Source organism: Hydrogenophaga sp., from assembly GCF_030158645.1.
Classification (GTDB): Bacteria; Pseudomonadota; Gammaproteobacteria; order Burkholderiales; family Burkholderiaceae_C; genus Hydrogenophaga.
Window position 1 is genome coordinate 13494 of the sequence record NZ_JAOASO010000148.1, and the last position, 14172, is coordinate 27665.

The following is a 14172-nucleotide window of genomic DNA, read 5'->3' on the forward strand; positions in this document are numbered from 1 at the left end:
ACCCCATGAATCTGCCGGTGCGCGCCGACTCCGCCATCCCGACGGGTGACGACGCCGCGCTGGTGCAGGGCTACCTGAACCACGTCACGGTGGAAAAGCGCCTGGCCGATCGCACGGTGGTTCTTTACACATTGGACCTCCAGCGACTTGCCACCCATGCGGCCGACGCGCGGGTCGGCCTCAGGGACGTTCAAAGCACCCACATCCGCAAATGGATCGCGCAAATGCACAGCGCAGGGCGCAGCGCGCGCGGCATTGCGCTCATCCTCTCGGGCTGGCGCGGGCTCTATGGGTGGCTCGGGCGTCAAGGACTGATCGACCACAACCCCGTGCAGGGCGTGCGCGCGCCCAAGGCCGGCAAGCCCCTGCCCAAGGCGCTGGGCGTGGACGAGTCGGTGCAGCTCGCCTCGCATGTGGAAGAGGCCGACCACCCGGCACTGGAAGCGCGCGACGCCTGCATCACCGAACTGCTGTACGGCTGCGGCCTGCGCATCGGCGAACTGGTGGGCCTGGACGTGGTGGCCAGCGCCAGCGCGCGTGGCTGGATCGACGCCCAGGATGGTGAGGCGCACGTGCTGGGCAAGGGCTCCAAGCGGCGCAGTGTGCCGGTGGGCCGGGCCTCGCTGGCGGCGCTGGCGCGCTGGCTTGAGCAGCGCGCCCTCTGGGCGGGCGACGACGCGGCCCTGTTCATCGGCTCGCGCGGCCAGCGCCTCACGCCGCAACACATCCGCGTGCGCCTCAAGCGCCGCTCGCGCCTGGCGGGTCTGGCCACGCCGGTGCATCCGCACATGCTGCGCCACTCGTTCGCCAGCCACGTGCTGCAGTCCAGCGGCGACCTGCGTGCGGTGCAGGAGCTGCTCGGCCACGCCAGCATCAGCACCACGCAGGTCTACACCCGGCTGGACTTCCAGCACCTGGCCAAGGTGTACGACGCCGCGCATCCCCGGGCTCACGCCAAGAAACCACCGGGCAAGGGCTGAGGTGCTGGCAGGCGGGACCGACAATACCCGCATGAAAATCATTCGCCTCAAGCCCGGCAAAGACCGCTCCCTCCTGCGCCGCCACCCCTGGGTGTTCGACGGTGCCATCGCCAAAGGGGGCGGCGATGCGGGCGAAACCGTGCGCGTGGAAAGCACCGAGGGGCAGTTCCTGGCCTGGGGCGCGTTCTCGCCCTCATCGAGCATTCGCGTTCGTGCCTGGAGTTTCGACGAGGCCCAACGCATCGACGCCGACTTCCTGCGCGCCACGCTGGCGCGAGCGATTGCCCTGCGCACACGACTGGGGATCGAGAGCGACGGCGTTCGCCTGGTGCACGGCGAGTCCGACGGCGTGCCCGGTCTGATCGTGGACCGTTACGGCGACACGCTGGTGGCCCAGTTCACCGCCTGCGGCGTGGAACGGCACAAGGCGGTGATCGCCGACGCGCTGATCGAACTCACCGGCTGCCCGCGCCTGTACGAGCGCTCCGACACCAGCAGCCGCAAGCTCGAAGGCCTGCCCGAAGTCACCGGCTGGCTGCGCGGCAGCGGCCCCACCGCGCTGGTGCTGCGCGAACACAGCTGGCAGCTCGGGCTGGACATTGCCCAGGGCCACAAGACCGGTTTCTACCTGGACCAGCGCGACAGCCGGCTGGCCTGCAGCCAGTACGCAAAACGCCTGCAGTTCAAGCACATGCTCAACTGCTACAGCTACACCGGCGGTTTCACCGTGGCCGCGCTGGCCGGCGGGGCAGAGCACGTGACCTCCATCGACTCGTCCGCGCCCGCCTTGCAGCAAGCCGCTGCCAACGTGGCGCTCAACGGCTTCGATGCCTCGCGCGCCAGCTTCATGGACGCCGACGTGAACGCCTCGCTGCGCCAGTTCGTGGCCGAGGGCCGCCAGTTCGACGCCATCGTGCTCGACCCGCCCAAGCTCGCGCCCACCGTGGCCCACGCCGAGCGCGCCGCCCGCGCCTACAAGGACATCAACCGCCTGGCCTTCAAGCTGCTCGCGCCGGGCGGTGTGCTGTTCACCTTCTCGTGCTCGGGCGGCATCGGGGTGGAGCTGTTCCACAAGATCGTGGCCTCCGCCGGGCTGGATGCCGGCGTCGACGGCGCCATCCTGCAGCGCCTGGGTGGCGCCTGCGACCATCCCATGACGGTGAATTTCCCCGAGGGCGAGTACCTCAAGGGACTGGTTGTCATGAAAAAACAGTAGGGTGTGCAGGCCTCGGAGGGCTCGCATACACTTGCGCGCTTCTTTCGACCGGCCCACCCGTTCGCCCACCTTCCACACCGTCGCGCCCGCCATGTCCCTCATCCCCGCCACCATCCTCACCGGTTTCCTCGGCTCGGGCAAAACCACGCTGCTCAAACGCGTGCTCACCGAGGCGCACGGCCAGAAGATCGCGGTGATCGAGAACGAGTTCGGTGAAGAGAACATCGACAACGAAATCCTGGTGGCCGACACCACCGAAAACATCATTCAGATGAGCAACGGCTGCATCTGCTGCAGCATCCGCGACGACCTGCGCGCCACGCTGCGCGATCTGGCCGAGAAAAAGCGCAAGGGTGAGCTCGATTTCGACCGTGTGGTGATCGAGACCACCGGGCTGGCCGATCCCGGTCCGGTGGCGCAGACCTTCTTCATGGACGACGAGGTGGCCGAGCAGTACCTGCTGGACTCGATCCTCACGCTGGTGGACGCCAAACACGCGGCCCAGCAGCTCAACGACCGGCAGGAAGCGCGCCGCCAGGTGGGCTTTGCCGACCAGATCTTCATCAGCAAGGCCGATCTGGTGAGCGCCGACGACCTCGACGCGCTGACCCACCGACTCAAACACATGAACCCGCGCGCGCCCATGCGCGCCACGCATTTCGGTGAGGTGTCGCTCAAAGAGGTGTTCGACCTGCGCGGCTTCAACCTGAACGCCAAGCTCGACATCGATCCGGACTTTCTCAAGGCCGACGATCACGACCACGCCCACCACGATCACGAACACGGTGAGCACTGCGACCACCCGTCGCACAAGCACGAACACAAGCCCGCGCACGACCACGGCCATGAAGGGCAGGGTCACCATCACCATCACGACGATGACGTCAAGAGCTTCGTCTACCGAGCCACCCGCCCCTTCAACCCGGCCAAGCTCGAAGACTTTCTGGGCGCCATCGTGCAGGTGTACGGTCCGCGCATGCTGCGCTACAAGGGGGTGCTCGACATGGACGGCACCGACCGCAAGGTGATCTTCCAGGGCGTGCACCAGCTCATGGGCAGCGATCTGGGACCACCCTGGGCCGAAGGCGAGCAGCGCACCAGCAAAATGGTCTTCATCGGCATCGACCTGCCGCGCGACATCCTGGTGCAAGGCCTGGACCAGAGCCTGGTCTGAAGCCGCCGCCACCGTGTTCTTTGTCTCGCTTCTCCAACGCCTGGGTTTCCCCTCCCGACCGGATTCCGGGAGCGTTGGCGCCACGTCGTTACAATCGCGCCCCATGCCGGTGGCCCGGCGGTCTTCCAGTGCAGGTGCTCGCCAGCGGCCGAGTCCCGGTTCCGGTAGGGGTGTAACCGCCCATCCGTCGGCCGCGCCGACACAGGTTGATGCGGCCCCATCCCGCACACCGGACCCGGATCAAGCACCGTCAGGCACTGAGAGGAGACCCGTTGTGAAAGCCCCGGCTACCAAGTCAGCGAAATCAGCCAAGCCCGCCGCGTCGGGCACCAAGGGGCGCATGCCTGCGGCCAAGGCCGCAGCCAAAGCTGCGGTGAAGCCGGCGGCCAAGGTGCCTGCGAAGCCGGTGTCCAAGGCGGTTTCCAAGCCGGTTGCGAAAACCGCAGCCAAAGCGCCGGTGAAAGCAGCCGCGAAGCCCGCGGCGAAGTCATCCGCTCCATCGAAAGTACCTGCACCGTCCAAGAAACCCGCTTCGCTTCCCGCGAAAGCCGCATCCAAACCAGCGGTCAAACCCGCTGTTGCGAGCAAACCCACACCTTCCCGCGCACCTGCGGTCAAGCCCATTCCGGCGAGTACCGCCAAATCCAAGGCACAGCCCGCCGCCAAGGCGGCTGTACCCACCGTGACTTCTTCTGCTCCCCGGGCGGCATCTGCCGCCCCCGTCTCCAAAGTTGCCAGCGCCAAGCGCGCGCCGGCACCGGCCCCCGTGGTGGTTGAGCCCACCCCCCGCCCATTGGGCAAGCGGGCCGCCAAGAAAGTCATGATGGAGCAGATGACCCAGGCTGCGGTGGTGCCGACCCACGCACCCGACGCCGCCAAGGCGACTTTTTCCCACACGAACGAACGTGCCGTCATGACCCCTCCCGTCCCCTCATCGATCCAGAAAGACCCCAAGCGGGCCAACAACTGGAAAACCCTGCCCGCCGACCAGTTGACCGATCAAGACGTGCAGGCCATGCCCGACAGCGAGTACATGAGTGACTTGCAACTGGCCTACTTTCGCCGCAAGCTTTCTCAGCTCAAGGCCGACATGCTGGCCAACGCCGGCGAGACCACCGAGCATTTGCGCGAAGACACCGTGGTGGTGCCCGATCCGGCCGACCGCGCCACGATCGAGGAAGAACACGCTCTGGAGCTGCGCACCCGCGACCGCGAGCGCAAACTGCTCAAGAAAATCGAGCAGGCGATTGCCCGCATCGATTCGGGCGACTACGGCTACTGCGAAGAAACCGGTGAACCGATCGGCGTGGGCCGCCTCATGGCACGCCCCACCGCCAGCCTGTCGCTGGAAGCTCAGCAGCGGCGCGAGCTCAAGCAAAAAATGTTCGGAGATTGAGCTTCACCGACCGAGCCAGATCCCGACCCCCTTTCGGCACCCACTGATCCATGTCCAAGGACGATTCCAACGGCGGCTTCCTCTCCAAGGTGGTGAAGTTCGTGCGCCATCCGACCACGAGCTGGGCCGATCTGGACACCCGCCAGGCCGACCGCGAGAGCGAGTACAGCAAGGCGGCGCTGAAGGAAATGATCGAGCGCAAGCGGCGCAACGATTTCGTGCGCAAGCGCGAGTTCGACATGCTGCGCAAGATCCGCAGCCGCGAGGGCACCAGCCCCGAAGGCCCGGGCATGCGGCCCTCGTTCTTCCAGAGCAGTTTGCCTTCCAAGCCCGATGATCGGGCCGAGACGCTGAAGAAGATCGACGAGATCGAAGCCCAGATGTCGATGCAGTGGTGGAAGACCAAGGGTCCCGATTCGTTGGTCAGCACCGGCTCCAGCCTCAACACCGGCGCACACAGCACCGGCGGCACGCCACTCAAGACCAAGGAAGACACGCCGGCGGCGGGCACTGCGCCCGATGCCGTGGCGCGTCAGCGCAAGGCTCAGTACGACGAAACCGAGCCGGCAGCCCTGCCGGTGGCCGTGAAGTCGCCGATCGCTGCGGCCGCCAGCGTGCCGCACGAGGCGCGCAACCCACCGTCCACGCAGGAAGCACCGGGCAGAAGCACACCCGCCGGTCCGGCGCGCACGGGTCTGATGGCGCCCACGCAGCCCAGTGAGCTCGCCAGTGCGAACTCGCGCGGAGGAGGCTTCTCCGCATCCCATTTCTATTCGCTCGACGTGCAGGAGATCGTTCAGGATCCCGATGTCGAAGAAGCCGCCATCCGGTTCGCCAACGGTGATGACGCCGGGGCTGAGCAAGGGCTCATGGAGGTGCTCGGCGAAGGTGGCTCGAAAGCCGACCAGATTGACGACTGGCTGGCGCTGTTCGATCTTTACCGGGCAACGGGCCAGCTGGCACCGTTCGAGAGCCGCGCGGTCGACTTCGTCAACCGCTTCAACCGGTCGGCTCCGCAGTGGTACGACATGCCTGAGACGGTCTCGTCGATGACGGGCAAAACGTTCACCCCCACAGCCAGCAACAACCGTGCGGTCTGGGTCAGTGAAGCCGAACTGGATGCCCACGCAGTCGGCACCCTGCAGAACGTCCTGCTGCGCGCCAAGCAACCCTGGGTGCTGGACTGGACACCCATGGAGTCCATGGATCTCAAGGCGGCGCGGGCGTTGCTGGGCATCTTCACCCTCTGGGGCGACCAGGATGTGGAACTTCGGTTCATGGGTTCTGCGGTGTTCCGGGATCTCCTCAAGAGTTGCACACCCTCGGGTCGGCGCGATGTGGAGCAGCTCTGGTGGGAGCTGCGCATGGCGGTCCTTCGGGTGATGAACCGGCCGGACGAGTTCGAATTGACCGCGCTCGATTTCTGCGTGACCTACGAGGTGTCGCCGCCCGGTTGGGAAAGGCCCCGTTGCCACGTCACGTCCATCGCTGCCGAGCGGTCCGATGAAGCGGGTCAATCGGTTCTGGGCGAGGCCGTGCTGGAGTCGGTGCCCTCGGCCTACCCCAGCGAATCGGTGCTGGAGGGGCAGTCGTCCGAATTCAACCAGCTGGGCATGGTGGAGCTGTCGGGTGAGATCCGGGGCGATCCACAGGCCACGCTGGACATGCTGGAGCGACGCCTGGTGGGGGCTGATGTGCTCATCATTTCCTGCCGCAACCTGATCCGGGTGGACTTCTCCGCAGCGGGTACCTTGCTCAACTGGGTCTCGCAACACCACGCCGAACGCCGCCTGGTGCAATTCGTCGATGCGCACCGGCTGGTGTCGGCCTTCTTCCACGTGATCGGCATCACCGAATACGCCAAAGTCGTGGTCCGCAACGACTGACCTGCGGCGCGGGTCTCACACGTTGTTTCAAACAACGACGCCGGGCGCTGTTGCAGGCGCCGGGATCAACCCCAACTGACATCCATGGAATCATTTCACGGAACCACCATCGTCTGCGTGCGCCGCCAGACGCCCGACGGTGTGCAGGTCGCCATTGGTGGCGATGGCCAGGTCACCCTGGGCCACATCATCGTCAAGGGCACGGCCCGCAAGGTGCGCAAGCTGCACCACGACAAGGTGCTGGCGGGTTTTGCCGGCGCCACCGCCGACGCCTTCACACTCTTCGAACGCTTCGAAGCCAAGCTGGAGAAACACCAGGGACATCTCGTGCGCGCCGCCATCGAGCTCACGCGCGACTGGCGCACCGACCGCGTGCTGCGCCGCCTGGAGGCCATGCTCGCCGTGGCCGACCAGAGTGCGTCGCTGATCATCACCGGCAACGGTGACGTGCTGGAGCCCGAACACGGCATCGTGGCCATCGGGTCGGGTGGCGCTTATGCGCAGGCTGCGGCCAAGGCCCTGCTCGACCACACCGAGCTCAGCGCCGAAGACATCGTGCGCAAATCGCTCGGCATTGCGGGTGAACTGTGCATCTACACGAACATGAACCACACGATCGAAACGCTGGATTGACTCCCACATGTCTTCAATGACCCCACAAGAGATCGTCTCCGAACTCGACCGTTTCATCATCGGCCAGAAGGGTGCCAAGCGCGCCGTGGCCATCGCGCTGCGCAACCGCTGGCGGCGCCAGCAGGTCGACGAGAAGCTGCGGCCCGAGATCACGCCGAAGAACATCCTCATGATCGGCCCCACGGGTGTGGGCAAGACCGAGATCGCGCGCCGCCTGGCCCGGCTGGCCGATGCGCCCTTCATCAAGGTCGAGGCCACCAAGTTCACCGAGGTGGGCTATGTGGGCAAGGACGTGGACAGCATCATCCGCGACCTCGCCGAAATCGCGATCAAGCAGACGCGCGAGGTGGAAATGCGCAAGCAGCGCGTGCGCGCCGAAGACGCGGCCGAAGACCGCATCCTCGACATCCTGATCCCGCCAGCCCGCAGTGCCGAGCCGGTGGCCAATGTGGTGCCGCTGCCGGAAAGCACGGCGCGCCAGAACTTCCGCAAGAAGTTGCGCGAGGGGGATTTGAACGACCGCGAGATCGAGATCGATCTGCTGGAAGCCCGCCCGGCCATGGAAATCATGGGCCCGGCCGGCATGGAAGACATGGCCGAACAATTGCGTGGCATGTTCAGCCAGATCGGCGCGGGCAAGCGCCAGACGCGCAAGCTCAAGATCGGCGAGGCCATGAAGCTGTTGATCGACGAGGAAGCCGGCAAGCTGGTCAACGAAGACGACATCAAGACCCGCGCGCTGCACAACGCGGAGCAGAACGGCATCGTGTTCATCGACGAGATCGACAAGGTCACCTCGCGCAGCGACTCCGGCAGTGCCGAGGTGTCGCGCCAAGGCGTGCAGCGCGACCTGCTGCCGCTGGTGGAGGGCACCACCGTGACGACCAAGTACGGCGTGATCAAGACCGACCACATCCTCTTCATCGCCAGCGGCGCTTTCCACCTGGCCAAACCGAGCGACCTCATTCCCGAGCTGCAGGGCCGCTTTCCCATCCGGGTGGAGCTGCAGTCGCTGTCGGTCGACGACTTCGAGGCCATCCTCACGCAGACCCACGCTTCGCTGGTGCGCCAATACCAGGCGCTGCTGGCCACCGAGGGCGTCACGCTCGCGTTCTCGCCGGAGGGCATCCGCCAGCTGGCGCAGATCGCCTGCGATGTGAACGAGCGCACCGAGAACATCGGCGCGCGCCGCCTGGCCACCGTCATGGAGCACCTGCTGGACGAGGTGAGCTTCGATGCCACCAAGCTCCAAGGCCAGACCATCACCATCGATGCGGACTATGTGAACGGGCGCCTGGCCGCGCTCAGCCGCAACGAAGACCTCTCGCGCTACATCCTCTGAGCGCATGGGCCCGTCCGGACCCCAGCCAGGTCCGAGGACGCCCGAGGCCACCAGCGCACGCCGTTGGTCGGCCCATCCCCCTGCTGGAACCCTTCTGGACGACCCCGAACGCGGCAGGGTTTTGAAGCATCACATTCAGAGCCGGTTGTAAGTGCTTGCTTTTAATGCATTTTTGGCTCACAAACAGCTTCAAAATGTATCCTAAGTGGTTGATTTCATTGGAAAAAATTTCCATCCGCTGAGTTGCGCACCTGGGTTTTCCTGATAAAGTGGAAAAAAGTGCATTTAAGTGGTGAAAAGTGTTTTCCAAGGATTGATCGCGGTGTTCCAGGGTGCTTCTTCTCTCAGTCTCGACGCCAAGGGTCGTCTCTCGGTGCCCACCCGGCACCGCGACGCCCTGGGCGCGGCTGCGAGTCAGCTCACCATCACCAAACACCCGCACGGCTGCCTGATGATTTTCCCGCGCACCGCGTGGGAGCAGTTCCGTGATCGCATCGCCTCGCTGCCCATGCAGGCCCAGTGGTGGAAGCGCATTTTTCTCGGCAACGCCATGGATGTGGAGATGGACGGCACCGGCCGCGTGCTCGTCTCGCCCGAGTTGCGCGCCGGTGCCGGCATCACCAAAGATGTCGTGCTCCTCGGCATGGGCGCCTATTTCGAGCTGTGGGACGCGCAGGTGTACGCCGCCCAGGAAGCCGAAGCCATGAAGGCCGACATGCCCGATGTCTTCAAGGACTTTTCTTTTTAAGGGCGATGGTGCAAGGCGCATGGATTCACCACACCGTCCTGTTGAACGAAGCCGTGCAAGCACTGGCGATCAACCCGGACGGTCACTATGTGGACGCCACCTTCGGGCGCGGCGGCCACTCGCGCCTCATCCTCGAGCAGCTGTCCCGTCAAGGGCGGCTGACCGTCTTCGACAAAGATCCGCAAGCGGTGCAGGTCGCGCAGGCGCTGGCCGCCAACGATGCGCGCATCACCATTCGCCACGAGGGTTTTGCCCACCTCGGCGAACTGGGTGCGGCCAGTGTGGACGGGGTGCTCATGGACCTCGGTGTGAGCTCACCCCAGATCGACGACCCCGAGAGGGGTTTTTCTTTTCGCAACGATGGCCCTCTGGACATGCGCATGGACACCACGCGCGGCCAGAGCGTGGCGCAGTGGCTGGAAACGGCCGAAGTTTCAACCCTGTCGGAGGTCATCCGTGACTATGGCGAAGAACGGTTTGCTCAACCGATTGCAAAGGCGATTGATCGTCGCCGACAGGAACGGGGCCCTTTTCGAACCACCCGTGAGCTGGCCGAAGTCGTGGCTGGCGCGGTCAAAACCCGCGAGCCGGGCAAGGACCCTGCAACGCGCACATTTCAGGCTTTTCGGATTTTCATCAACGCCGAGCTTGAAGAGCTGCAACAAGCGCTAGAAGCCAGCCTGCACGTCTTGCGTCCCACAGGACATCTCGTGGTGATCAGCTTCCACTCGCTCGAAGACCGCATGGTCAAACAGTTCATGGCCCGCCATTCCCGCGCCGTGGTGGACCGTCGCGTGCCGTTTGCCGAACCCGCGCCCATGGCACTGCGGGGCTTGAAGCGCGTGATGCCCTCCGACGAAGAGGTCAAAGGCAATCCGCGTTCGCGCAGCGCGGTGATGCGTGTGGCTGAACGCACGGAGGCCGCGCCATGATTCGATTGAACCTCGTGTTGCTGCTCGCCGTGATCGCCAGTGCGTTCTATCTGGTGCACACCCAGTACGAATCGCGCCGGCTTTACGCTGCGCTCGACCGCACGCAGGCGCAGACGCGCAAGCTGGAGTCCGAGCACGAACAGCTGCAGGTGCAAAAGCGCGCGCAGGCCACGCCGGCGCGCGTGCAACAGCTCGCCACACGCCAGTTGCAGATGCGCCCGGTGACGCCGGGTATCACGCAGTACGTGACGGTGTTCGAGCCCTCGGTGCCAGCGGAGGCGGTTGCCAAATGAGCCGCAGCATCAACTACAGCGCCAGTCCGCTGCTGGCCAGCAAGACGCCGGTGTGGCGCAGCAAGTTCATCGTGGCGGCGCTCGCGTTGGCGTTTGCGGGGCTGGCCGGGCGCGCAGCGTATGTTCAGGTGTTCGGCAACGACTTTTTCCAGCGCCAGGGTGAGGTGCGCTTTGCCCGCACGCTGGAGCTGCCGGCCAACCGGGGTCGTGTGCTGGACCGCAACGGTCTCATCCTGGCTTCCAGCGTGGTGGCGCAAAGCATCTGGGCGATTCCCGAAGACGTGGACCGCGCCGACCCCAAGCTGCGCCAGCTCGCCAAATTGCTGGAGATGCCGCTGGCCGACCTGCGCAAGCGCCTGGCGGTGGACGACAAGACCTTTGTGTGGATCAAGCGCCAGGTGGACGAGCCCGTGGCCAAGGAGATCGCCGCGCTCGGCATCAAAGGGTTTCACCAGCGCCGCGAGTACAAGCGCCAGTACCCCGAAGGCGAAGCGGCGGCGCACGTGGTCGGCTTCACCAACGTGGAAGACCGCGGCCAGGAGGGTGTGGAGCTGGCGTTCAACCAGCAGCTCTCGGGCAAAAACGGTTCGCGCCGCGTCATCAAGGACCGGCTGGGCCGCGTGGTGGAAGACGTGCGCGACGTGGTGCCGCCGGTGGACGGCCCCGATCTGCAGCTCTCCATCGACAGCAAGGTGCAGTACTTCGCCTACCAGAAGCTGAAGGAAGCGGTTCAGACGCACAAGGCGCGCGCGGGCAGTGTGGTGGTGCTCGACACCCAGACCGGCGAAGTGCTCGCCCTGGCCAACTACCCCAGCTACAACCCCAACCGGCGTGTGAACCTCAGCGGCGAGCAGTTGCGCAACCGCGTGCTCACCGACAGCTTCGAGCCGGGTTCGACCATGAAGCCCTTCATCATCAACCTGGCGCTGGACAAGGGCATGGTCACGCCCAACACGCCGATCAACACGGCGCCGGGCCGCATCACCATCGGTGGTTCCACGATCAGCGATTCACACCCCAACGATGTGCTCACCGTCGCGCAGGTGATCCAGAAATCGAGCAACGTCGGCACGGTCAAGCTGGCCATGCAGATGAGCCCGCGGGAAATGTGGGAAACCTATGCCCAGGCCGGCTTCGGGCAGAAGCCGCAGGTGCCGTTTCCCGGCGCCGTGACGGGCCGCCTGCGTCCCTACAAAACCTGGCGCCCGATCGAGCAGGCCACCATGAGCTACGGCTACGGCCTCTCGGCCTCGCTGTTTCAGCTGGCGCAGGCCTACACCGTGTTTGCGCGGGACGGCGAGCTGATCCCGGTGACGCTGCAGAAGTCCAGCGAGCCGGTGAGCGGCGTGCGCGTGTTCAGCGAGAAGAACGCGGTCGCGGTGCGGACCATGCTGCAGATGGCCGCCGGCCCCGGCGGCACCGGCTCGCGCGCGCAGACCATGGGTTACTCGGTCGGTGGCAAGTCGGGCACCGCACGCAAGCAGGAAGGCAAGGGCTACGCCGACAAGAAATACCGCAGCTTCTTTGTGGGGCTGGCGCCGGTGGAATCGCCGCGCATTGTGGTCGCCGTGATGGTGGACGAGCCCGGCAACGGCGCTTACTACGGCGGTCTGGTGGCCGCGCCCGTGTTCAGCGAAACGGTGCAGCAGACCTTGCGCATCCTGGGTGTGCAGCCCGACATGACCGTGAAACCGCAGATCGTCACCGACGTCGTCGAGGAATCGTTCTGATGCAGACGCTGTCCCGGCCCCAAGACATCGCAGACTGGTTGCGTGCGAGCGTCACCGGCGCGCTGCAGTGCGACAGCCGCCGCCTGCAGCCGGGTGATGGTTTTGTGGCCTGGCCCGGCGCAGCCACCGATGGCCGGCGCTACGTGAACGCCGCGCTGGCCTCGGGCGCCGTGGCCGCGCTGGTCGAGCGTGACGGTGTGGAGGCTTTTGGCCTGGAAGACCCACGCGTGCTCGCCGTGCCCGATCTCAAGACCCTGGCCGGCGCCATTGCCGGCGAATTCAGCGGCCACCCCAGCGCTGCGCTGGACGTGCTCGCCATCACCGGGACCAACGGAAAAACGTCTTGCGCCTGGTGGACCGCGCAGCTGCTCTCGGTCTGTGCGCGTCCCTGCGCCGTGGTCGGCACGCTCGGCATGGGCCAGCCCGGCACCCCCTTGACGCCCACGGGTCTCACCACGCCCGACCCGGTGATGCTGCAGCAGCAGCTGCGCGCATTTGTGAACGAAGGCCTGAAGGCCTGCGCCATCGAAGCCTCGTCCATCGGCCTGGTCGAAGGTCGTCTGAACGCCACGCGGGTGCGCGTGGCCGTGTTCACCAATTTCACCCAGGACCACCTGGACTTCCACGGCAGCATGGACGCCTACTGGGACGCCAAGGCCGCGCTGTTCGACTGGCCCGGTCTGGCCAGTGCCGTGGTCAACACCGACGATGGCCAGGGCCGCAAGCTGGCCACCCGGCTCGCCTCGCAGGCGCTGGACCTGTGGACCGTGGGCATCGAATCGCCCGCGCGCCTGAACGCGGCGCACATCCGGTTCACCCACGCCGGCATGGCCTTCTACGTGGTCGAGCGGGACGCGCAAGGCGCCGAGCTGGACCGGCACGGCTTGCAGGTGCCGCTGGTGGGGCGCTACAACGTGTTCAACCTGCTGTGTGTGCTGGCTTCGGCGCGCGCGCTGGGCGTGTCGCTGCAGCAAGCCGTGAAGGCCTGCGGCGCGCTCACCCCGGTCCCGGGTCGCATGGAGCAGGCCGAGGTGGCCGCCGCGGATCAACCCCTGGTGCTGGTGGACTACGCCCACACGCCCGACGCGCTGGAGAAAGCGCTGCAGGCCCTTCAACCGCTGGCGACCCAGCGCAACGGCACACTCTGGGTCGTGGTGGGCTGTGGTGGCGACCGCGATGCCGGCAAACGCCCGCTCATGGCGGCTGCGGCCGAGCGCGAAGCGGCGCACACCGTGCTCACCAGCGACAACCCGCGCAGCGAAGACCCGGTTCACATCCTGGGCCAGATGGTGTCGGGTTTGACGAATCCGGGGGCTGCCCTGGTCGAGCCCGACCGGGCGGCCGCCATCGCGATGACCGTGGCGCGTGCGCAAGCCGCCGACGTGGTGCTGATCGCCGGCAAGGGTCACGAGGATTACCAGGACGTCCGAGGCGTGAAGACGCCGTTCTCCGATCTGGTTCACGCACGGCAGGCGCTGGCCGCCCGCGCGGCGCAGGGAGCTCCCGCATGAAGACGATCGGCCAGTGGCTCCATCAACTCAGCGGCGCCCGCGTGGTCGGTCAGCCCGACGTGGCCATCACCCGCGTGCACACCGACACGCGCAGCCTGCAGCCCGGCGACCTGTTCGTCGCACTGAAGGGTGAGCGCTTCGACGCCCACGACTTCTTGCCACAGGCGGCCGCACAGGGCGCCGTGGCCGCCATCGCCCACAGCGGCCTGGCGGACGCCGGACTGCCCGGCGTGGAAGTGCCCGACACGCGCCGCGCGCTGGGCGAACTCGCGCACGTGTGGCGCCAGCAGTTCCATCTGCCGCTGATCGCCGTGACCGGCAGCAACGGCAA

At 66.1% G+C, this 14172-nt stretch carries 14 protein-coding genes; 13 read left to right on the plus strand and 1 reads right to left on the minus strand.

Going from position 1 to position 14172, the window contains the following annotated elements; genetic code table 11:
- Positions 1-5: 5 nt before the first annotated feature.
- From Q1W68_RS15740 to Q1W68_RS15750, 3 genes are all read left to right on the plus strand, one after another.
- A complete protein-coding gene (locus tag Q1W68_RS15740) occupies positions 6-980 on the plus strand; it encodes a tyrosine recombinase XerC (protein WP_300717068.1) in 975 nt (324 codons plus the stop codon).
- 31 nt (positions 981-1011) lie between these two features.
- A complete protein-coding gene (locus Q1W68_RS15745; protein WP_300717069.1) occupies positions 1012-2196 on the plus strand; it encodes a class I SAM-dependent methyltransferase in 1185 nt (394 codons plus the stop codon).
- A 91-nt stretch (positions 2197-2287) separates the two neighbouring features.
- Positions 2288-3370, plus strand: coding sequence for a GTP-binding protein (locus Q1W68_RS15750; RefSeq protein ID WP_300717070.1), 1083 nt, complete (start codon positions 2288-2290; stop codon positions 3368-3370).
- A gap of 240 nt (positions 3371-3610) precedes the next feature.
- Here Q1W68_RS15750 and Q1W68_RS18445 read toward each other — a convergent pair whose 3' ends face one another.
- Entirely contained in the window at positions 3611-4285 is a 675-nt protein-coding gene (locus Q1W68_RS18445) for a hypothetical protein (RefSeq protein WP_366146716.1), read from the minus strand.
- On the opposite strand from Q1W68_RS18445, the gene dksA reads away from it, so the two are divergent.
- From dksA to Q1W68_RS15800, 10 genes are all read left to right on the plus strand, one after another.
- Positions 4284-4766, plus strand: coding sequence for an RNA polymerase-binding protein DksA (gene dksA, locus Q1W68_RS18450; protein ID WP_366146717.1), 483 nt, complete (start codon positions 4284-4286; stop codon positions 4764-4766). The genes Q1W68_RS18445 and dksA overlap by 2 nt on opposite strands.
- A gap of 50 nt (positions 4767-4816) precedes the next feature.
- On the plus strand, positions 4817-6652 hold the full coding sequence (locus Q1W68_RS15760) for an STAS domain-containing protein (protein WP_300652764.1): 1836 nt from the start codon (positions 4817-4819) through the stop codon (positions 6650-6652).
- 84 nt (positions 6653-6736) lie between these two features.
- Positions 6737-7285, plus strand: coding sequence for an ATP-dependent protease subunit HslV (gene hslV / locus Q1W68_RS15765; protein WP_300652766.1), 549 nt, complete (start codon positions 6737-6739; stop codon positions 7283-7285).
- A gap of 7 nt (positions 7286-7292) precedes the next feature.
- Positions 7293-8627 carry an ATP-dependent protease ATPase subunit HslU gene (gene hslU, locus Q1W68_RS15770; protein WP_300717071.1) on the plus strand — a complete coding sequence of 445 codons (1335 nt, stop codon included), beginning with the start codon at positions 7293-7295 and terminating at the stop codon, positions 8625-8627.
- Positions 8628-8949: 322 nt separating this feature from the next.
- Entirely contained in the window at positions 8950-9375 is a 426-nt protein-coding gene (mraZ, locus tag Q1W68_RS15775; protein ID WP_300660137.1) for a division/cell wall cluster transcriptional repressor MraZ, read from the plus strand.
- A 5-nt stretch (positions 9376-9380) separates the two neighbouring features.
- Complete coding sequence (gene rsmH, locus Q1W68_RS15780; RefSeq protein WP_300717072.1) at positions 9381-10307, plus strand: 16S rRNA (cytosine(1402)-N(4))-methyltransferase RsmH; 927 nt, start codon at positions 9381-9383, stop codon at positions 10305-10307.
- A complete protein-coding gene (gene ftsL / locus Q1W68_RS15785; RefSeq protein WP_300717073.1) occupies positions 10304-10600 on the plus strand; it encodes a cell division protein FtsL in 297 nt (98 codons plus the stop codon). Before rsmH ends, ftsL begins: the two co-directional genes overlap by 4 nt.
- On the plus strand, positions 10597-12330 hold the full coding sequence (locus Q1W68_RS15790; protein ID WP_300717074.1) for a penicillin-binding protein 2: 1734 nt from the start codon (positions 10597-10599) through the stop codon (positions 12328-12330). The genes ftsL and Q1W68_RS15790 overlap by 4 nt, the downstream gene beginning before the upstream one ends.
- Positions 12330-13841, plus strand: coding sequence for a UDP-N-acetylmuramoyl-L-alanyl-D-glutamate--2,6-diaminopimelate ligase (locus Q1W68_RS15795; RefSeq protein WP_300653236.1), 1512 nt, complete (start codon positions 12330-12332; stop codon positions 13839-13841). The genes Q1W68_RS15790 and Q1W68_RS15795 overlap by 1 nt, the downstream gene beginning before the upstream one ends.
- Positions 13838-14172: Mur ligase domain-containing protein (locus tag Q1W68_RS15800; protein ID WP_300653234.1), on the plus strand; the 335-nt coding region annotated here is incomplete at its 3' end. The genes Q1W68_RS15795 and Q1W68_RS15800, both read left to right, overlap by 4 nt.